Source organism: Serratia sp. SCBI, assembly GCF_000747565.1.
Classification (GTDB): Bacteria; Pseudomonadota; Gammaproteobacteria; order Enterobacterales; family Enterobacteriaceae; genus Serratia; species Serratia ureilytica.
Window position 1 is genome coordinate 280,643 of record NZ_CP003424.1, and the last position, 19,430, is coordinate 300,072.

Below are 19,430 nucleotides of genomic sequence, written 5' to 3' on the forward strand. Positions count from 1 at the left end.
TGTCTTAGAGGGACAATCGATGTCTAAAGAAAAGTTTGAACGTACAAAACCGCACGTTAACGTCGGTACTATCGGCCACGTTGACCACGGTAAAACTACCCTGACTGCAGCGATCACTACCGTACTGGCTAAAACCTACGGCGGTTCTGCACGTGCTTTCGACCAGATCGATAACGCACCAGAAGAAAAAGCTCGTGGTATCACCATCAACACCTCTCACGTTGAGTATGACACCCCGACTCGCCACTACGCGCACGTTGACTGCCCAGGGCACGCCGACTACGTGAAAAACATGATCACCGGTGCTGCTCAGATGGACGGCGCGATCCTGGTAGTTGCTGCGACTGACGGCCCAATGCCTCAGACCCGTGAGCACATCCTGCTGGGTCGTCAGGTTGGCGTTCCTTTCATCATCGTATTCATGAACAAATGCGACATGGTTGATGATGAAGAGCTGCTGGAACTGGTAGAAATGGAAGTTCGCGAACTGCTGTCCGCGTACGACTTCCCAGGCGACGACCTGCCAGTGATCCGCGGTTCCGCGCTGAAAGCGCTGGAAGGCGAAGCTGAGTGGGAAGCGAAAATCATCGAACTGGCCGAAGCCCTGGACAGCTACATCCCAGAGCCAGAGCGTGCTATCGACAAGCCGTTCTTGCTGCCAATCGAAGACGTATTCTCCATCTCCGGTCGTGGTACCGTTGTTACCGGTCGTGTTGAGCGCGGTATCATCAAAGTTGGCGAAGAAGTTGAAATCGTTGGTATCAAAGACACCGTTAAGTCTACCTGTACTGGCGTTGAAATGTTCCGCAAACTGCTGGACGAAGGCCGTGCCGGTGAGAACGTAGGTGTTCTGCTGCGTGGTATCAAACGTGAAGAAATCGAACGTGGTCAGGTACTGGCTAAACCAGGCTCTATCAAGCCGCACACCCAGTTCGAATCTGAAGTGTACATCCTGAGCAAAGATGAAGGTGGTCGTCACACGCCATTCTTCAAAGGCTACCGTCCACAGTTCTACTTCCGTACTACTGACGTGACCGGTACCATCGAACTGCCAGAAGGCGTAGAGATGGTAATGCCAGGCGACAACGTGAACATGGTTGTAACCCTGATTCACCCAATCGCGATGGACGACGGTCTGCGTTTCGCAATCCGTGAAGGCGGCCGTACTGTAGGCGCTGGTGTTGTTGCTAAAGTTATCGCTTAATCGCTGATAAAGTTTGACGCGACACGCGGTAAAAGGGCATCATTTGATGCCCTTTTTCTACGCTGTGAACTAGAACCTATCTCATCAGCGATTTTGCAGTCATAATCATTGGTGAGATGGGCTCTTAAACCGTATTGACTGAATACGTCATGGCGTAAAACACCGGGATATCGCTAGTGCGGTATCCGATCGGTTTGGTTTGCCTCGCAATGCGAGGCAAAGTTGTTTGTTCTGAATCATCATTGTGACAGGTTGGTTTATGAGTGCGAATACCGAGGCTCAAGGGAGCGGACGCGGCCTGGAAGCGGCAAAGTGGCTGATCGTCGCCGTTCTGTTGGTTGTGGCTATTGTCGGTAACTATTACTACCGTGATTTAAGCCTGCCATTGCGCGCGCTGGCAGTTGTGCTGATCATCGCCGTTGCAGGTGCAGTGGCTCTGATGACCACCAAAGGCAAAGCTACCGTTGCGTTTGCCCGCGAAGCGCGTACCGAAGTACGTAAAGTGATTTGGCCAACTCGTCAGGAAACGCTACACACCACGTTGATCGTTGCCGCGGTAACCGCCGTGATGTCACTGATTCTGTGGGGGCTGGATGGTATTCTGGTCCGTCTGGTGTCGTTTATTACTGGCCTGAGGTTCTAAAATGTCTGAAGCTCCAAAAAAACGTTGGTACGTCGTTCAGGCGTTTTCCGGTTTTGAAGGTCGCGTAGCGCAATCGCTGCGTGAGCACATCAAACTGCACGATATGGAAGAGCTGTTCGGCGAAGTGATGGTGCCTACGGAAGAAGTGGTTGAAATCCGTGGTGGCCAGCGTCGCAAGAGCGAGCGTAAATTCTTCCCTGGCTACGTGCTGGTGCAGATGGTGATGAATGACGCCAGCTGGCACCTGGTGCGCAGCGTACCGCGTGTCATGGGGTTCATCGGCGGTACGTCTGACCGTCCTGCGCCGATCAGCGATAAAGAAGTTGATGCGATCATGAACCGCCTGCAGCAGGTCGGTGACAAACCGCGTCCGAAAACGCTGTTCGAACCGGGCGAGCTGGTGCGCGTCAACGACGGCCCGTTTGCCGATTTCAACGGCGTGGTCGAAGAAGTCGATTACGAGAAGAGCCGCCTGAAAGTTTCCGTTTCCATCTTCGGCCGTGCAACGCCGGTGGAACTGGACTTCAGCCAGGTTGAAAAAGGTTGATCGAATAATCAGCAATAAGCGGTCCGTTGCCGCTTGTCAAAGGCGCGAAACTGAACTACAATTTCGCGCCTTTTGTTTTTAGATGCCTTGCCTGATGTTTGTCCGGCGAGGTTAAACACGGGGAGCCTCTCACGAGGCGATACTACCCAAACCGAGGAAATTTAAATGGCTAAGAAAGTACAAGCCTACGTTAAGCTGCAAGTTGCAGCTGGTATGGCTAACCCGAGCCCACCAGTGGGTCCAGCTCTGGGTCAGCAGGGCGTTAACATCATGGAATTCTGTAAGGCATTCAACGCTAAAACTGACAGCGTTGAGAAAGGTCTGCCGATTCCGGTTGTTATCACCGTTTATTCTGATCGCTCCTTCACTTTCGTTACCAAAACCCCGCCAGCAGCAGTTCTGCTGAAAAAAGCGGCTGGTATCAAGTCTGGTTCCGGTAAGCCGAACAAAGACAAAGTAGGTAAAGTGACCCGTGCTCAGGTACGTGAAATCGCAGAAACCAAAGCTGCGGACATGACTGGTTCTGACGTTGAAGCGATGACTCGCTCCATCGAAGGTACCGCTCGTTCCATGGGCCTGGTAGTGGAGGATTAAGAGATGGCTAAGCTGACCAAGCGCATGCGCGTGATCCGTGACAAAGTTGATGCTACTAAACAGTATGACATCACTGAAGCTGTTGCTCTGCTGAAAGAGCTGGCCACCGCTAAATTCGTAGAAAGCGTTGACGTTGCCGTTAACCTCGGCATCGACGCTCGTAAATCTGACCAAAACGTTCGTGGCGCTACCGTTCTGCCACACGGCACCGGTCGTTCCGTTCGCGTTGCCGTATTTACCCAAGGCGCTAACGCTGAAGCAGCGAAAGCTGCCGGCGCAGAGCTGGTAGGTATGGACGATCTGGCTGAGCAGATCAAGAAAGGCGAAATGAACTTCGACGTTGTTATTGCTTCTCCGGATGCAATGCGCGTTGTAGGTCAACTGGGCCAGATCCTGGGTCCACGCGGCCTGATGCCAAACCCGAAAGTGGGTACCGTTACTCCGAACGTTGCTGAAGCAGTGAAAAACGCTAAAGCAGGTCAGGTTCGCTACCGTAACGACAAAAACGGCATCATCCATACCACTATCGGTAAGGTTGATTTCGACGCAGACAAACTGAAAGAAAACCTGGAAGCCCTGCTGGTTGCGCTGAAAAAAGCAAAACCTTCTCAGGCGAAAGGCATGTACATCAAGAAAGTTAGCCTCTCCACCACCATGGGTGCTGGCGTTGCTATCGATCAAAGCGGTCTGTCTGCCGCAGCGAACTAATCGCACTTGCGATTATCGCTTTGACTTGGGGCCGAGATTTGTCTAGAATCTTATGCCCCAAGGTTTTGCTATTGGCTATGCCGTAGGCAAAACAAAGATTTTTCGGTTGGAGCCTGGCCTATCCAGGCCTCCGTCCAAGACCGCAGGTGTATCGCAAGATACTTAATCCTTCCTGCGTAGACGGTGACAGAGCCTAAGAAAATTTTTCTTTTTTATAAAAGAATGTCTTTGCTGGATTCTGCTCACCGTGTTAAGCCGCTCGGCGTGGCGTTTTACAAAGCGCCGAGTGAAGTGAGTTCCGGGGGATTTTCCCCGGCTAATCCAGGAGCAAAAAGCTAATGGCATTAAATCTTCAAGACAAACAAGCGATTGTTGCTGAAGTCAGCGAAGTAGCCAAAGGCGCGCTGTCTGCGGTTGTTGCGGATTCCCGCGGCGTTACCGTAGATAAAATGACTGAACTGCGTAAAGCAGGTCGTGAAGCTGGCGTTTACATGCGTGTTGTTCGCAACACCCTGATGCGTCGCGTAGTTGAAGGCACTCCATTCGAATGCCTGAAAGACACGTTTGTCGGTCCAACCTTGATTGCATTCTCTCACGAACACCCGGGCGCTGCTGCTCGTCTGTTCAAAGAGTTCGCGAAAGCGAATGCAAAATTCGAGGTTAAAGCTGCGGCCTTTGAAGGTGAGCTGATCCCAGCGGCGCAAATCGACCGCCTGGCGACGCTGCCAACTTACGAAGAAGCGATCGCACGCCTGATGGCAACCATGAAAGAAGCCGCTGCCGGCAAACTGGTTCGCACTCTGGCTGCAGTACGCGATCAGAAAGAAGCGGCGTAAGCCACTCTTTCTTAGCCTTTGCTAACGTATTTAAACTATTTCTGAATTTTAGGAACAATTGTTATGTCTATCACTAAAGACCAAATCCTGGAAGCAGTTGCCGCTATGTCCGTAATGGACGTTGTTGAACTGGTTTCCGCTATGGAAGAAAAATTCGGCGTTTCTGCTGCTGCTGCTGTAGCTGTAGCTGCTGGCCCAGCTGAAGCTGCTGAAGAGAAAACTGAATTCGACGTTATCCTGAAAGCTGCAGGCGCTAACAAAGTTGCTGTTATCAAAGCAGTACGTGGCGCTACCGGCCTGGGTCTGAAAGAAGCTAAAGACCTGGTTGAATCTGCTCCAGCCGCTCTGAAAGAAGGCGTGAGCAAAGATGACGCAGAAGCTCTGAAAAAATCTCTGGAAGAAGCTGGCGCAGAAGTTGAAGTTAAATAAGCCAACCCTTCCGGTTGCAGCCTAGTCTTTTAGGCTGATGGCTGGTGACTTTTTAGTCACCAGCCTTTTTGCGCTGTAGGGCGCCAGTAGCGTTTCACACTGTTTGGCTGCTGGTTTCGCCTCCCAATGTTTGTTTCTATCGACGACTTAATATACCGCGGTCTTTGCACTACCAGGAGTTCTGGGGGAAGGCGCGATGAAATGGTTTAAGCGTGATAGCAAGAGATATTGCGGAAAGTGTTCCCGCTTTCCGGTCGACAAAACGGTGTTGCATGAACTGTCCCTAATCGGACGGACAGATTGGGTCACTGATCAGCGAGCTGAGGAACCCTATGGTTTACTCCTATACCGAGAAAAAACGTATTCGTAAGGATTTTGGTAAACGTCCACAAGTGCTGGACATACCATATCTCCTTTCTATCCAGCTTGACTCGTTCCAGAAGTTTATCGAGCAAGATCCAGAAGGGCAGTACGGCCTTGAAGCCGCATTCCGTTCTGTTTTCCCTATCCAGAGCTACAGTGGCAATTCGGAGCTGCAATACGTTAGCTACCGTCTTGGTGAGCCGGTCTTCGACGTCAAAGAGTGCCAGATCCGTGGTGTGACGTTCTCTGCACCGCTGCGCGTAAAACTGCGCCTGGTTATCTATGAGCGCGAAGCGCCTGAAGGTACGGTCAAAGACATCAAGGAACAAGAAGTCTACATGGGCGAAATTCCGCTCATGACCGAAAACGGCACCTTTGTGATCAACGGTACTGAGAGGGTTATCGTATCTCAGTTGCACCGTAGTCCTGGCGTATTCTTCGACAGCGATAAGGGTAAAACCCACTCCTCGGGTAAAGTGCTGTACAACGCACGCATCATCCCTTACCGCGGTTCATGGTTGGACTTCGAGTTCGATCCGAAAGACAACCTGTTCGTGCGTATTGACCGTCGCCGCAAACTGCCTGCGACCATCATTCTGCGCGCGCTGAACTACACCACTGAACAGATCCTCGACCTGTTCTTTGACAAGATCGTCTTCGAAATCCGCGACAACAAGCTGCAGATGGAGCTGGTGCCAGAGCGCCTGCGTGGTGAGACCGCTTCGTTCGATATCGAAGCCAACGGCAAGATCTACGTAGAGAAAGGCCGTCGCATCACCGCTCGTCATATCCGCCAGCTGGAAAAAGACGACATTCAGAGCATTGAAGTACCGGTAGAGTACATCGCGGGCAAAGTGGTCGCGAAAGACTATATCGATACCAATACCGGCGAACTGATCTGCGCAGCCAACATGGAGCTGTCGCTGGATCTGCTGGCCAAGCTGAGCCAGTCCGGCCACAAGCGCATCGAAACGCTGTTCACCAACGATCTGGACCACGGCGCGTACATCTCTGAAACGCTGCGTGTCGATCCGACCAACGATCGTCTGAGCTCGCTGGTAGAAATCTACCGCATGATGCGTCCTGGTGAGCCGCCAACGCGCGAAGCTGCCGAAAGCCTGTTCGAGAACCTGTTCTTCTCCGAAGACCGCTACGATCTGTCCGCGGTTGGCCGTATGAAGTTCAATCGTTCTCTGCTGCGCGACGAGATCGAAGGTTCGGGCATCCTGAGCAAAGACGACATCATCGAAGTGATGAAGAAGCTCATCGATATCCGTAACGGCAAGGGCGAAGTGGACGATATCGACCACTTGGGCAACCGTCGTATCCGCTCCGTCGGCGAAATGGCCGAGAACCAGTTCCGCGTAGGTCTGGTGCGTGTTGAGCGTGCGGTGAAAGAGCGTCTGTCTCTGGGCGATCTGGATACCCTGATGCCTCAGGACATGATCAACGCCAAACCGATTTCGGCGGCTGTGAAAGAGTTCTTCGGCTCCAGCCAGCTGTCCCAGTTCATGGACCAGAACAACCCGCTGTCCGAGATCACGCACAAGCGTCGTATCTCCGCACTGGGCCCGGGCGGTCTGACCCGTGAGCGCGCCGGCTTTGAAGTTCGAGACGTACACCCGACCCACTACGGCCGCGTGTGCCCAATCGAAACGCCGGAAGGTCCAAACATCGGTCTGATCAACTCCCTGTCCGTGTACGCACAGACTAACGAGTATGGCTTCCTGGAAACCCCGTACCGCCGCGTGCGTGATGGCGTGGTGACCGATGAAATCAACTACCTGTCTGCTATTGAAGAAGGCAACTTCGTTATCGCCCAGGCGAACTCCAACCTGGATGAAGAAGGCCGCTTCGTAGAAGACCTGGTCACCTGCCGCAGCAAAGGCGAATCAAGCCTGTTCAGCCGCGACCAGGTTGACTACATGGACGTATCCACCCAACAGGTTGTTTCCGTTGGTGCTTCACTGATTCCATTCCTGGAACACGATGACGCCAACCGTGCATTGATGGGTGCGAACATGCAACGTCAGGCCGTACCAACCCTGCGCGCCGATAAGCCGCTGGTCGGTACAGGTATGGAACGCGCTGTAGCGGTTGACTCCGGCGTAACCGCCGTTGCCAAACGCGGCGGTGTGATCCAGTACGTGGATGCTTCCCGTATCGTTATCAAAGTTAACGAAGACGAGATGTACCCGGGCGAAGCAGGTATCGATATTTACAACCTGACCAAGTACACCCGTTCTAACCAGAACACCTGCATCAACCAGATGCCGTGTGTGAATCTGGGTGAGCCAATCGAGCGCGGCGACGTGCTGGCGGATGGCCCATCGACAGACCTGGGCGAACTGGCGCTGGGCCAGAACATGCGCGTAGCGTTCATGCCTTGGAACGGCTACAACTTCGAAGACTCCATCTTGGTCTCCGAGCGCGTGGTGCAGGAAGATCGCTTCACCACCATCCACATCCAGGAACTGGCGTGCGTGTCTCGCGACACCAAGCTGGGGCCTGAAGAGATCACCGCCGACATCCCTAACGTGGGTGAAGCGGCGCTCTCCAAGCTGGATGAGTCCGGTATCGTGTATATCGGTGCTGAAGTGACCGGCGGCGACATCCTGGTCGGTAAGGTAACGCCTAAAGGCGAAACCCAGCTGACGCCGGAAGAGAAACTGCTGCGTGCGATCTTCGGTGAGAAAGCGTCTGACGTTAAAGACTCTTCTCTGCGTGTGCCGAACGGCGTTTCCGGTACGGTTATCGACGTGCAGGTCTTCACCCGCGATGGCGTGGAAAAAGACAAGCGCGCGTTGGAAATCGAAGAGATGCAGCTGAAGCAGGCGAAGAAAGACCTGACTGAAGAACTGCAGATCCTGGAAGCCGGCCTGTTTGCGCGTATCCACGCGGTACTGGTTGCCGGTGGCATCGAAGCCGACAAGCTGAGCAAGCTGCCGCGCGATCGCTGGCTGGAACTGGGCCTGACCGACGAAGAGAAGCAAAACCAGCTGGAGCAGCTGGCTGAGCAGTACGACGAACTGAAATCCGACTTCGAGAAGAAGCTGGAAGCCAAGCGTCGTAAGATCACTCAGGGCGACGATCTGGCGCCGGGCGTACTGAAAATCGTCAAGGTTTATCTGGCCGTTAAACGTCAGATCCAACCGGGTGACAAGATGGCGGGCCGCCACGGTAACAAGGGTGTTATCTCCAAGATCAACCCGATCGAAGATATGCCTTACGATGAAAACGGCACGCCGGTAGACATCGTACTGAACCCGCTGGGCGTACCATCACGTATGAACATCGGTCAGATCCTGGAAACCCACCTGGGTATGGCTGCGAAAGGCATCGGTGAGAAGATCAACCAGATGCTGAAGCAGCAGCAGGAAGTGGCCAAGCTGCGTGAGTTCATCCAGAAGGCCTACGATCTGGGCGACGACGTTTGCCAGAAAGTTGACCTGAACACCTTCAGCGACGACGAAGTGCTGCGTCTGGCAGAGAACCTGAAAAAAGGTATGCCGATCGCAACGCCGGTGTTTGACGGTGCGAAAGAGACTGAAATCAAGAAGCTGCTGGAAATGGGTGGTATCCCGACCTCCGGTCAGATCACGCTGTTCGATGGCCGTACCGGTGAGCAATTCGAGCGCCAGGTTACTGTCGGCTATATGTACATGCTGAAACTGAACCACTTGGTTGACGATAAAATGCACGCCCGTTCAACCGGTTCTTACAGCTTGGTTACTCAGCAGCCTCTGGGTGGTAAAGCGCAGTTCGGTGGTCAACGCTTCGGTGAGATGGAAGTGTGGGCACTGGAAGCATACGGCGCGGCTTATACCCTGCAGGAAATGCTCACCGTTAAGTCGGATGACGTTAACGGCCGTACCAAGATGTACAAAAACATCGTGGATGGCGATCACCGGATGGAGCCAGGCATGCCGGAATCCTTCAACGTACTGTTGAAAGAAATCCGCTCGCTCGGCATCAACATCGAACTGGAAGACGAGTAATCGTCATTCCGGCTCAGGCTCCCCGCCTAAGGGAGCCTGAGAGTGGTTGTTCAGGTCACACGGGTACCTACTGCGGTTGTGGGTGCCCAACAGGTTTAACTCCGACAGGAGCCAATCCGTGAAAGACTTATTGAAGTTTCTGAAAGCGCAAACTAAGACCGAAGAGTTTGATGCGATCAAGATTGCTCTGGCCTCGCCAGACATGATCCGTTCGTGGTCGTTCGGTGAAGTTAAGAAGCCGGAAACCATTAACTACCGTACGTTCAAACCAGAGCGTGACGGCCTTTTCTGCGCCCGTATCTTCGGGCCGGTAAAAGATTACGAGTGCCTGTGCGGTAAGTACAAGCGCTTGAAACACCGCGGCGTGATCTGTGAGAAGTGCGGCGTTGAAGTGACCCAGACCAAAGTGCGTCGTGAGCGCATGGGCCACATCGAGCTGGCTTCCCCGACTGCGCACATCTGGTTCCTGAAATCGCTGCCATCCCGCATCGGTTTGCTGCTGGATATGCCGCTGCGTGACATCGAACGCGTACTGTACTTCGAATCCTATGTGGTGGTCGAAGGCGGTATGACCAACCTCGAGCGTCGTCAGATCCTGACCGAAGAGCAGTATCTGGACGCGCTGGAAGAGTTCGGTGACGAATTCGACGCCAAGATGGGTGCGGAAGCCATTCAGGCCCTGTTGAAAAACATGGATCTGGAAGCCGAGTGCGAGCAGCTGCGTGAAGAGCTGAACGAAACCAACTCCGAAACCAAGCGCAAGAAGCTGACCAAGCGTATCAAGCTGCTGGAAGCGTTCGTACAGTCCGGTAACAAGCCGGAGTGGATGATCCTGACCGTGCTGCCGGTACTGCCGCCGGATCTGCGCCCGCTGGTTCCGCTGGATGGCGGTCGTTTCGCGACGTCGGATCTGAACGATCTGTATCGCCGCGTGATCAACCGTAACAACCGTCTGAAACGCCTGCTGGATCTGGCTGCGCCGGACATCATCGTGCGCAACGAAAAGCGTATGCTGCAAGAAGCGGTAGACGCCCTGCTGGATAACGGCCGTCGCGGTCGTGCGATCACCGGTTCCAACAAACGCCCTCTGAAATCTTTGGCCGACATGATCAAAGGTAAGCAGGGTCGTTTCCGTCAGAACCTGCTCGGTAAACGCGTTGACTACTCAGGCCGTTCCGTTATCACCGTAGGTCCATACCTGCGTCTGCATCAGTGCGGTCTGCCTAAGAAGATGGCGTTGGAGCTGTTCAAACCGTTCATCTACGGCAAATTGGAGCTGCGTGGCCTGGCCACCACCATCAAAGCCGCCAAGAAAATGGTTGAGCGTGAAGAAGCCGTCGTTTGGGATATCCTGGACGAAGTGATTCGCGAACACCCGGTACTGCTGAACCGTGCACCAACCCTGCACCGTTTGGGTATCCAGGCGTTTGAACCGGTTCTGATCGAAGGTAAAGCGATCCAGCTGCACCCGCTGGTTTGTGCGGCATATAACGCCGACTTCGATGGTGACCAGATGGCCGTTCACGTACCGCTGACGCTGGAAGCCCAGCTGGAAGCGCGTGCGCTGATGATGTCCACCAACAACATCCTGTCCCCAGCGAACGGCGAGCCAATCATCGTTCCTTCTCAGGACGTTGTACTGGGTCTGTACTACATGACCCGCGACTGTGTTAACGCCAAAGGCGAAGGCATGGTGCTGAACGGTTCCAAAGAAGCTGAGCGTGTTTACCGCGCCGGCCTGGCGTCGCTGCATGCGCGCGTTAAAGTGCGTATCACTGAAGACGTCAAGAACGCCGAAGGCGAGTGGACCTCTCAGACCAGCATCATCGACACCACCATCGGCCGCGCCATCCTGTGGATGATCGTACCGAAAGGTCTGCCGTACGCGATCGTTAACCAGCCTTTGGGCAAGAAAGCGATCTCCAAGATGCTGAACACCTGTTACCGCATCCTGGGCCTGAAGCCGACCGTTATCTTTGCTGACCAGATCATGTACACCGGCTTTGCTTACGCAGCCCGTTCCGGCGCTTCCGTAGGTATCGACGACATGGTTATCCCGGCCAAGAAGGCGGAGATCATCGAAGAAGCGGAAACCGAAGTTGCCGAGATCCAGGAGCAGTTCCAGTCTGGTCTGGTGACCGCCGGCGAACGCTACAACAAAGTGATCGATATCTGGGCTGCCGCGAACGAACGCGTTGCGAAAGCGATGATGGAAAACCTGTCGGTAGAAGACGTGGTTAACCGTGACGGCGAAGTGGAACAGCAAGTTTCCTTCAACAGCATCTTTATGATGGCCGACTCCGGTGCGCGTGGTTCCGCCGCTCAGATTCGTCAGCTGGCCGGTATGCGTGGTCTGATGGCGAAGCCGGACGGCTCCATCATCGAAACGCCAATTACCGCGAACTTCCGTGAAGGTCTGAACGTACTCCAGTACTTCATCTCCACTCACGGTGCTCGTAAAGGTCTGGCGGATACCGCACTGAAAACCGCGAACTCCGGTTATCTGACCCGTCGTCTGGTTGACGTGGCGCAGGACCTGGTGGTGACCGAAGACGACTGTGGCACCCACGACGGCATTCTGATGACTCCGGTTATCGAAGGTGGCGACGTGAAAGAGCCGCTGCGTGAACGCGTTCTGGGCCGTGTGACGGCAGAAGATGTCCTCAAGCCGGGTACAGCGGACATTCTGGTGCCACGCAACACCCTGCTGAACGAGAAGGCGTGTGACCTGTTGGAAGAGAACTCTGTCGACAGCGTTAAAGTCCGTTCCGTGGTGAGCTGTGAAACCGACTTCGGTGTGTGTGCTAACTGCTACGGTCGCGACCTGGCACGTGGCCACATCATCAACAAAGGTGAAGCCATCGGCGTTATCGCGGCACAGTCCATCGGTGAGCCGGGTACACAGCTGACGATGCGTACGTTCCACATCGGTGGTGCGGCATCTCGTGCGGCTGCTGAATCCAGCATTCAGGTGAAAAACAAGGGTAGCATCAAGCTGAGCAACGCGAAGTTCGTTATGAACGCCGCAGGCAAGCTGGTGATCACCTCGCGTAACACCGAACTGAAACTGATCGACGAATTCGGCCGTACCAAAGAAAGCTACAAGGTGCCTTACGGCGCCGTGATGGGCAAAGGCGACGGTGAAGAAGTTAACGGCGGCGAAACCGTTGCTAACTGGGATCCGCACACCATGCCGGTCATCAGTGAAGTCAGCGGCTTCATTCGCTTCGCCGACATGGTCGACGGCCAGACGATTACTCGTCAGACCGACGAACTGACCGGTTTGTCTTCTCTGGTTGTCCTGGACAGCGCAGAGCGTACCGGTAGCGGTAAAGACCTGCGTCCGGCACTGAAAATCGTTGACGCTAAGGGCGAAGACGTATTGATCCCAGGTACTGATATGCCTGCTCAATACTTCCTGCCGGGCAAAGCGATCGTTCAGCTGGAAGACGGCATTCAGATCGGTGCGGGTGATACCCTGGCGCGTATTCCTCAGGAATCCGGCGGTACCAAGGATATTACCGGTGGTCTGCCGCGCGTTGCCGACCTGTTCGAAGCGCGTCGTCCGAAAGAGCCGGCAATCCTGGCTGAAATCAGCGGGATTATCTCGTTCGGTAAAGAGACCAAAGGCAAACGTCGCCTGGTGATCTCTCCGCTGGACGGCAGCGACGCTTACGAAGAGATGATTCCGAAATGGCGTCAGCTCAACGTGTTCGAAGGCGAAGTGGTGGAACGTGGCGACGTCGTCTCCGACGGCCCAGAGTCTCCGCACGACATTCTGCGTCTGCGTGGCGTGCATGCGGTTACCCGCTACATCACCAACGAAGTGCAGGAAGTTTACCGTCTGCAAGGCGTTAAGATTAACGATAAGCACATCGAAGTTATCGTTCGTCAGATGCTGCGTAAAGGCACTATCGTTAGCGCTGGTGGCTCCGAGTTCCTGGAAGGCGAGCAGGCTGAAGTGTCTCGCGTCAAGATTGCCAACCGTCAGCTGGAAGCTGAAGGTAAGATCCCGGCAACCTTCTCGCGCGATCTGCTGGGTATCACCAAGGCTTCCTTGGCGACCGAGTCCTTCATCTCCGCCGCATCGTTCCAGGAAACGACGCGCGTTCTGACCGAAGCTGCCGTAGCCGGCAAGCGCGACGAACTGCGTGGCCTGAAAGAGAACGTCATCGTGGGCCGTCTGATCCCAGCCGGTACCGGTTACGCTTATCATCAGGATCGCATGCGTCGTCGTGCTCAGGGCGAAGCGCCGGTTGTTCCGCAAGTCAGCGCGGAAGAAGCGACTGCGAACCTGGCCGAACTGCTTAACGCAGGTCTGGGCGGCAGCGACGACGAGTAATCGTCATCCGCTCCGCGGGCCCGCTACGCCGGGCCTATCGCCAGATAAACCGCTCCCTAGGGGGCGGTTTTTTTTCGCCTCGCGCCGGGTTATGACAAACTTTGCTACTATGGTTACAGCAGAAATTGACCGGCGCTTTTTACCTGACAACCAAGGACAGCACAAAACATGGACAGCCTCATTACCTTCGAAAAACTGACGGCGAAACACCTGCCTTACCTGTATGAGATCCGCTTTTCCGTCGAAGAGAATCTGCTGCATCCGCATCAGATCCAGTATCTGCAGCGCAAGCAGGCGCTGGAAGACATCAACCAGGGCGGTGGCTGGATCTGCAAGTATGGCGAGGACTATGCCGGCGTTGGATTCGGGTTGTTCATCCCCGAACCGTTGATCGGCGGACTGTTCGTGAAGCCGGAATACCAATCAATGGGGATGGGTTCAGCCTTGCTGGCGCGCGTCACTGCCTGGATGTTTGAGCACGGCGCCGAAGCCATTCACTTAACCACCGATCCCGGCTCTAAAGCCGAAGGTTTTTATCAACATCACGGTTGGGATGTGATCGGGCGGGATGAGTTCGGTCAGGCGGAACTGGTGAAGCGCAAAGAGGGTGAATAATGAAAATCAAAGGATTGATGACGTTACTGCTGCTTTCGCTGTTCAGCGCACCGCTGTACGCGGCCGTTGACTCTTTTTACCTGAAGCCGGCGGACGGCGAGAAGATCAATGTCACCCGACAGATGCTGGAGGCGATGCCGTCGCACACGATTAAAACCTCGACCAATTTTACCCCGGAAGAGGCGTTCACCGGCGTTGAGTTTTCGGAGCTGGTGAAAGCGTACCATCTGCAAGGGAAGTCGGTGCGCGCCTTCGCGTGGGACGACTATTCCTATTCGATGCCGATTGACGAGATGATTAAATATCGCGTGATTGTCGCCTATCTGCGCGGCGGTAAGCCGATCGACGTGGGGGAGCTGGGGCCGTTCGCTATTATCTATCCGCGCGATCAATACCCCGAGCTGAATAACCTGGACGTGAACGCGAAAACCGTCTGGCAAGTCAAACGGCTGGAGATTAAATGAGATGAGCAAGAAACTGATCGGTACTCTTATCGCGTTGGTTGCCATCTTCTCCTTATTAATTTTGCTGATTGCCATTAACTTCGGTGGCGTAAAAGAGCGCTATAAGCAGATCGAACCCAATCTGGATAACTACTCGGTGGCCGAGATCCTGTTTCTGGCGTTTGAAAGAACCAAAACTGCGCTGCTGCTCAGTGAAAACGACGACTACGACGCTTTCCTGATCAAAAAGAAAATATTTTACTCGAAGATCCAAATCCTGGAGAGCCGCTCCACCTTCAGCGACTCTTTCTATTACGACGACGAATTTATCAAGAACGTCGCTCTGCTGAAGCAACAGTACCGAACGCTGGGCGATCTTTCCGTCGGTTTGCTGGCAGGGCGGAAAAGCAAGGCGGATATCCTCGCTTATATGGATGACATCGAGGGCACGTTGGTCGATATCCAGGAGATTATTTATCGGATACAAATTAAAAACTTCACCGAGGTTAAAGGCATCATCCAGGATAATTCGAGAAAAGCCGAGATGTTCGCCGTCTTATCGCTGATTTTGGTGTTCCTGATGATGTTCCTGGTGGTGAGAAACGCCTTCTCGTTAAAAGAGATCATCAAGAACAAGAACATCTTTATCTCATCCATCTACCATGAAATCGCCGGTTCGACGCAGGCCATCGTCATCGCCGCGGATATCATGGAGCACGAGCTGGCGCAGGAAGAGCTCAAAAAGGAGGCCCGCCTGATCTCCTACCACGGGAACAAGATCGCCGAACAAACGCGTGAGGTGATGGATTATTCGCGGTTTGAAATGGGGGAGGTTAACGTCAATATTTCCACCTTTCGGCTGCATGAGGTGGTGGACGATGCCATGACCAGTATCAGCGCCGGGCGCGGTAATCGCATCGTGGTGCGTCGTTCATCCTATGTTGGTTTGATTTGCTCCGACAAATACAAGCTCTACCGAATATTGGCCAATCTGCTCAGCAACGCGGACAAATTTACTCACCACGGCGCGATCATCCTCAACGTGAAGGTGTGCCATGGCAATCTGTATTTATGGGTCAAAGACAACGGCATCGGATTTAACGTTAATAATCTGGAACGGTTGTACAAGGCGTTCAATCAGGGAGTAGAAAGGGAAACGCGGCAGGGGCTGGGGCTGGGGCTGACCATTATCAAGAATTATGTGACGACGCTGAAAGGCGCCATCAGGGTCAAATCCACCGAAGGCGTTGGCTCATCGTTTTTCATCCGCATTCCGGTCAAACTAATTAAAGAATAAATTCGACAGCAGCAGTGAGGAGATAATCAGCGGTTTGGTCGGTTTTTCCACCAGGTGCACGTCATAGTGCAGGATCATATCGCCGATATTCTTCTCATAGTGATTCAGCTGGCCGGTCAGAATGATGATGCGCGCGTGCGGATCGAGGGTGTCCTTTATTTTCTTCACGACGCGTTCTGAGGTTTCGCCGAAGTCCAACAGCCAGTCCAGAATAAACGCCTCAAAGGACTGTTGCTCAAGTGCGGCCAGCATGGCATCCGCCGTTTGAAAGGTCTCGGTCTCAATGCCGTAGCGGCAGGCGATTTTCTTCAACAGCTCGAGGATATCGCTGTCGTTGTCCAGGATCGCGATGCGTGGCGCCGGCAGAAAGTCTATCTTGTTGACTCTGTACAGCGGTACGTCGGCCTGCGTATCCCGGCTGGTATTGATGATGAAAAGGTCATCTTTTTTGTAGGCGTAGGTTTCGTCGTCGTCCAGCTGTGTCACCGGGTGTTCGTCGACTTCAACCTTACAGCGTTTGTGAATGCTGTTCATGATAAAAACGCCGTTATGCGTTCTTTGGCCGGCGAATGGCTCGTTGAAGTACTGAAACACCTTTCTGACTTCGTCGAGGGTGATGCCCCTTTTACCATCCAGCTTCTGCTTGGCGCTGTTGTACTGAAGGTTCAGTATGTTGGCCATCGTGGAGGCATGTTTTCTGTCGCCAACCCCTTTAAGAGTGAGCAACGCGCTGATTGCATCGATGTAATTTGGCGTTTTCTTCATGACAACCTTGGCTTTTTTGATGTTGACCGCGAGCGTGGCAAATCTGCGCGAGAACCCGTGCTGGATTATAGATGATGCCCCGGAGGTTGCGGTGATATCAGTTTGATTTTCCTTGGCAAACTCAGAATACACTCGATATCAAATAAAAAAACACTCAAAAGACATTCACATTTAATCGTTTGTATGGTTAATTAGCGCACATACTGTGTGATTCGCGTCCTGGGGGGGTTGCCAGTCTCACAAAATAAACCGCCTGCTCTTGTCTGTAAGCAGGGAGCAGGCGGCAAAAAAACGCGACGGCCAACACCAGGGCCATTGGCAGTATCGGGGATTACCCCTCGAGTCACTTTTCGTCTCCGCATCGACTTTTTCCTCGTTCTGCCGTTCTCTGCCGCAACGGGCTCCATTGAAAAACACTCTGCGTGAGTGCTGAACACCGCTATTCCCTCATCATGCCCGTCACCTGAGCCGATAAAACCGCCTGTTCGTGCGTGCCCTCAGGCGCAGGTTCCAGGATGGCCGTTGGTGAGGAACCGGAGTCGCGCAAGAGCGTCTGTGCGCGATCCGGGGTTGGATAAGGCGGGGCCATCGAGAGGGTAACGGCCCCGGCCGACACCGGGTTTGGCGGTCGGCAACGTCACTATAATCGGCGCGTTTGCCGGCGCCAGCGCCACCGTTCGGCATTGCGCGGCCGCTCCAGCGTTTTCTTCGCACGGCGGCAAACGTTGCCGCTTATTGCGCGCTGCGTCCCAGATAATCGTCCCAGTCTTTCCACACCGGCTGCAGCCCGGCGTTGCTGATGGCCTCGGCGACCTGCTGCGGCGTGCGGCCGTCGTGCGGCTCAAACTGTTCCAGCTCAGGCGGTACGTCGTCGGCATAGCCGCCGGGTTGCGTCTTGGATCCGGCGCTGACGCTATTGATCGCCACCGGGATCATATGATCGCGGAAGTACGGCGACTCCCGGGTAGACAGCGACAGCTCAACGTCCGGCGCGAACAGCCGGAAGGCGCAGATCAGCTGCACCAGCTGAGGCTCACTCATGATAGACGCGGGCTCAATGCCGCCGGCGCAGGGGCGCAGGCGTGGGAACGAGATCGAGTAGCGGCTCTGCCAATAGGTTTGCTGCAGGTAGAACAGGTGTTCCGCCAGCAGATAGCAGTCGGTTCGCCAGCTGTGGGACAGGCCGATTAACGCGCCGAGGCCGATCTTGTCGATCCCGGCGCGCCCCAGGCGATCCGGCGTGGCCAGGCGCCAATGGAAATCCTGTTTCTGGCCGCGCAGGTGGTGCTGCAGATAGGTGGCCGGATGGTAGGTTTCCTGATACACCAGCACGCCGTCCAGGCCCAGCGTTTTCAGTTCGGCGTATTCCTCCTGCGCCAGCGGCTGCACTTCCATCATCAGCGAGCTGAAGTGGCGGCGGATCGCCGGAATGTGCTGGCGGAAATAGTCCATGCCGACCTTGGTCTGATGTTCGCCGGTGACCAGCAACAGATGTTCGAACCCCAGCGCCTTGATGGCTTCGCACTCGCGTGCAATCTCCGCCGCATCCAGCGTTTTGCGCTTGATGCGGTTGCTCATCGAAAAGCCGCAGTAGGTGCAGTCGTTGGCGCACAGGTTGGACAGGTACAGCGGCACATAGAAGCTGACGACGTTGCCGAACCGCTGACGGGTCAGCAACTGCGCGCGTTGCGCCAACGGTTCCAGATACGGCGCGGCCGCGGGGGAGATCAGCGCCATAAAGTCGTCGCGCGTCAGCTTGTCGGCGTTCAATGCGCGTTCCACGTCGCGCGCCGTTTTGCCGTTGATGCGCAGCGTAATGTCGTCCCAGTCCAGCTGTTGCCAGCGGCTACTGAAATCGTCGGTCATCACTGCGCCTCCTCTGGCTGGCTGAGGAAAGCGGTCAGCGGGCTGGACGCGACCGCGCCGCGCTGGCTGGAGCCTAATCCTGCGCTGCGTGCCAGCTCGCCGGCCTCCAGCGCCAGGCGAAATGCCCGCGCCATCTGCACCGGATCGCGCGCCACGGCGATGGCGGTATTCACCAGCACCGCGTCGGCGCCCAGCTCCATCGCTTCCAGCGCGTGGCTTGGCGCGCCGATGCCGGCGTCTACCACCACCGGCACCTTGGCTTGCTCGATGATGATTTCGAGGAAGTCACGGGTGCGCAGACCGCGGTTGGAGCCGATAGGGGCGCCGAGCGGCATCACCGCTGCGCATCCCACTTCTTCCAGCCGTTTGCACAGCACCGGATCGGCGCCGCAGTAGGGCAGCACCACAAAACCGTCTTTCACCAGCGTTTCCGCCGCCTTCAGCGTTTCTATCGGATCCGGCAGCAGGTATTTCACATCGGGATGGATCTCCAGCTTCACCCAGTGGGTGCCGAGCGCTTCGCGCGCCAGTCGGGCGGCGAACACCGCTTCGGCGGCCGTTTTGGCGCCAGAGGTATTGGGCAACAGCCTGACGCCCAACTGTTGCAGCGGCGCCAAAATGGCGTCGTTGCCGCCGCGCAGATCGACGCGCTTCATGGCCATGGTCACCAGCTGTGAGCCGGAGGCCGCCAGCGCCTCCAACATCAGCGCCGGGGTGGCGAACTTGCCGGTGCCGGTGAACAGGCGCGAGGTAAAAGTGGTATCGGCGATTTTCAGCATG

The 19,430-nt window shown here is 55.0% G+C and carries 15 protein-coding genes; 12 read left to right on the forward strand and 3 right to left on the reverse strand.

The genetic code is table 11. The annotated features are described in order from the left end of the window. The first annotated feature begins 19 nt into the window (after nt 1-19). The 12 genes from tuf (at nt 20) to SERRSCBI_RS01335 (ending at nt 16,019) form a co-directional block, all read left to right on the forward strand. Nucleotides 20-1,204 carry an elongation factor Tu gene (gene tuf, locus SERRSCBI_RS01280; protein WP_015376315.1) on the forward strand — a complete coding sequence of 395 codons (1,185 nt, stop codon included), beginning with the start codon at nt 20-22 and terminating at the stop codon, nt 1,202-1,204. Between the two features lie 259 nt (nt 1,205-1,463). Then, entirely contained in the window at nt 1,464-1,847 is a 384-nt protein-coding gene (gene secE / locus SERRSCBI_RS01285) for a preprotein translocase subunit SecE (protein ID WP_004929916.1), read from the forward strand. Between the two features lies 1 nt (nt 1,848). After that, nucleotides 1,849-2,394, forward strand: coding sequence for a transcription termination/antitermination protein NusG (nusG, locus tag SERRSCBI_RS01290; protein ID WP_004929914.1), 546 nt, complete (start codon nt 1,849-1,851; stop codon nt 2,392-2,394). A gap of 165 nt (nt 2,395-2,559) precedes the next feature. Further along, complete coding sequence (gene rplK, locus SERRSCBI_RS01295) at nt 2,560-2,988, forward strand: 50S ribosomal protein L11 (RefSeq protein WP_015376316.1); 429 nt, start codon at nt 2,560-2,562, stop codon at nt 2,986-2,988. A gap of 3 nt (nt 2,989-2,991) precedes the next feature. Next, the gene (gene rplA / locus SERRSCBI_RS01300) at nt 2,992-3,696 is read left to right on the forward strand and encodes a 50S ribosomal protein L1 (RefSeq protein ID WP_004929908.1); all 705 of its coding nucleotides are present in this window, start codon (nt 2,992-2,994) and stop codon (nt 3,694-3,696) included. Between the two features lie 338 nt (nt 3,697-4,034). Further along, nucleotides 4,035-4,532 (forward strand): 50S ribosomal protein L10, encoded by a 498-nt coding sequence (gene rplJ, locus SERRSCBI_RS01305; protein ID WP_004929905.1) that lies wholly within the window; start codon nt 4,035-4,037, stop codon nt 4,530-4,532. Nucleotides 4,533-4,595: 63 nt separating this feature from the next. Continuing rightward, nucleotides 4,596-4,961, forward strand: coding sequence for a 50S ribosomal protein L7/L12 (rplL, locus tag SERRSCBI_RS01310; RefSeq protein ID WP_004929903.1), 366 nt, complete (start codon nt 4,596-4,598; stop codon nt 4,959-4,961). 332 nt (nt 4,962-5,293) lie between these two features. After that, nucleotides 5,294-9,322, forward strand: coding sequence for a DNA-directed RNA polymerase subunit beta (gene rpoB / locus SERRSCBI_RS01315; RefSeq protein ID WP_004929900.1), 4,029 nt, complete (start codon nt 5,294-5,296; stop codon nt 9,320-9,322). 118 nt (nt 9,323-9,440) lie between these two features. Next, nucleotides 9,441-13,664, forward strand: a complete 4,224-nt coding sequence (rpoC, locus tag SERRSCBI_RS01320) for a DNA-directed RNA polymerase subunit beta' (RefSeq protein ID WP_033644357.1) — start codon at nt 9,441-9,443, stop codon at nt 13,662-13,664. A gap of 168 nt (nt 13,665-13,832) precedes the next feature. Then, on the forward strand, nt 13,833-14,279 hold the full coding sequence (locus SERRSCBI_RS01325; protein ID WP_033652702.1) for an N-acetyltransferase: 447 nt from the start codon (nt 13,833-13,835) through the stop codon (nt 14,277-14,279). Next, complete coding sequence (locus tag SERRSCBI_RS01330) at nt 14,279-14,743, forward strand: oxidoreductase (RefSeq protein ID WP_033644359.1); 465 nt, start codon at nt 14,279-14,281, stop codon at nt 14,741-14,743. The genes SERRSCBI_RS01325 and SERRSCBI_RS01330 overlap by 1 nt, the downstream gene beginning before the upstream one ends. 1 nt (nt 14,744) lies before the next feature. Then, complete coding sequence (locus SERRSCBI_RS01335) at nt 14,745-16,019, forward strand: sensor histidine kinase KdpD (protein ID WP_033644360.1); 1,275 nt, start codon at nt 14,745-14,747, stop codon at nt 16,017-16,019. Here the strand turns inward: SERRSCBI_RS01335 and SERRSCBI_RS01340 are convergent. The 3 genes from SERRSCBI_RS01340 to SERRSCBI_RS01350 all read right to left on the reverse strand — a co-directional run bounded on the left by SERRSCBI_RS01340 (nt 16,005) and on the right by SERRSCBI_RS01350 (nt 19,429). Then, a complete protein-coding gene (locus tag SERRSCBI_RS01340) occupies nt 16,005-16,700 on the reverse strand; it encodes a response regulator (protein WP_033644361.1) in 696 nt (231 codons plus the stop codon). The genes SERRSCBI_RS01335 and SERRSCBI_RS01340 overlap by 15 nt on opposite strands. A gap of 816 nt (nt 16,701-17,516) precedes the next feature. Continuing rightward, nucleotides 17,517-18,650, reverse strand: coding sequence for a 2-iminoacetate synthase ThiH (thiH, locus tag SERRSCBI_RS01345; RefSeq protein ID WP_033644362.1), 1,134 nt, complete (start codon nt 18,648-18,650; stop codon nt 17,517-17,519). Further along, nucleotides 18,650-19,429, reverse strand: a complete 780-nt coding sequence (locus SERRSCBI_RS01350) for a thiazole synthase (RefSeq protein ID WP_033652706.1) — start codon at nt 19,427-19,429, stop codon at nt 18,650-18,652. The genes thiH and SERRSCBI_RS01350 overlap by 1 nt, the downstream gene beginning before the upstream one ends. Between the last annotated feature and the right edge of the window lies 1 nt (nt 19,430).

Bases quoted from the DNA above. Each gene is read 5' to 3' on its own strand.
- rplJ (WP_004929905.1), top strand. From the start codon at position 4,035: ATGGCATTAAATCTTCAAGACAAACAAGCGATTGTTGCTGAAGTCAGC.
- rplL (WP_004929903.1), top strand. From the start codon at position 4,596: ATGTCTATCACTAAAGACCAAATCCTGGAAGCAGTTGCCGCTATGTCC.
- rplK (WP_015376316.1), top strand. From the start codon at position 2,560: ATGGCTAAGAAAGTACAAGCCTACGTTAAGCTGCAAGTTGCAGCTGGT.
- rplA (WP_004929908.1), top strand. From the start codon at position 2,992: ATGGCTAAGCTGACCAAGCGCATGCGCGTGATCCGTGACAAAGTTGAT.
- SERRSCBI_RS01325 (WP_033652702.1), top strand. From the start codon at position 13,833: ATGGACAGCCTCATTACCTTCGAAAAACTGACGGCGAAACACCTGCCT.
- secE (WP_004929916.1), top strand. From the start codon at position 1,464: ATGAGTGCGAATACCGAGGCTCAAGGGAGCGGACGCGGCCTGGAAGCG.
- SERRSCBI_RS01330 (WP_033644359.1), top strand. From the start codon at position 14,279: ATGAAAATCAAAGGATTGATGACGTTACTGCTGCTTTCGCTGTTCAGC.
- thiH (WP_033644362.1), bottom strand. From the start codon at position 18,650: ATGACCGACGATTTCAGTAGCCGCTGGCAACAGCTGGACTGGGACGAC.
- tuf (WP_015376315.1), top strand. From the start codon at position 20: ATGTCTAAAGAAAAGTTTGAACGTACAAAACCGCACGTTAACGTCGGT.
- nusG (WP_004929914.1), top strand. From the start codon at position 1,849: ATGTCTGAAGCTCCAAAAAAACGTTGGTACGTCGTTCAGGCGTTTTCC.
- SERRSCBI_RS01335 (WP_033644360.1), top strand. From the start codon at position 14,745: ATGAGCAAGAAACTGATCGGTACTCTTATCGCGTTGGTTGCCATCTTC.
- SERRSCBI_RS01350 (WP_033652706.1), bottom strand. From the start codon at position 19,429: ATGCTGAAAATCGCCGATACCACTTTTACCTCGCGCCTGTTCACCGGC.
- SERRSCBI_RS01340 (WP_033644361.1), bottom strand. From the start codon at position 16,700: ATGGCCAACATACTGAACCTTCAGTACAACAGCGCCAAGCAGAAGCTG.
- rpoB (WP_004929900.1), top strand. From the start codon at position 5,294: ATGGTTTACTCCTATACCGAGAAAAAACGTATTCGTAAGGATTTTGGT.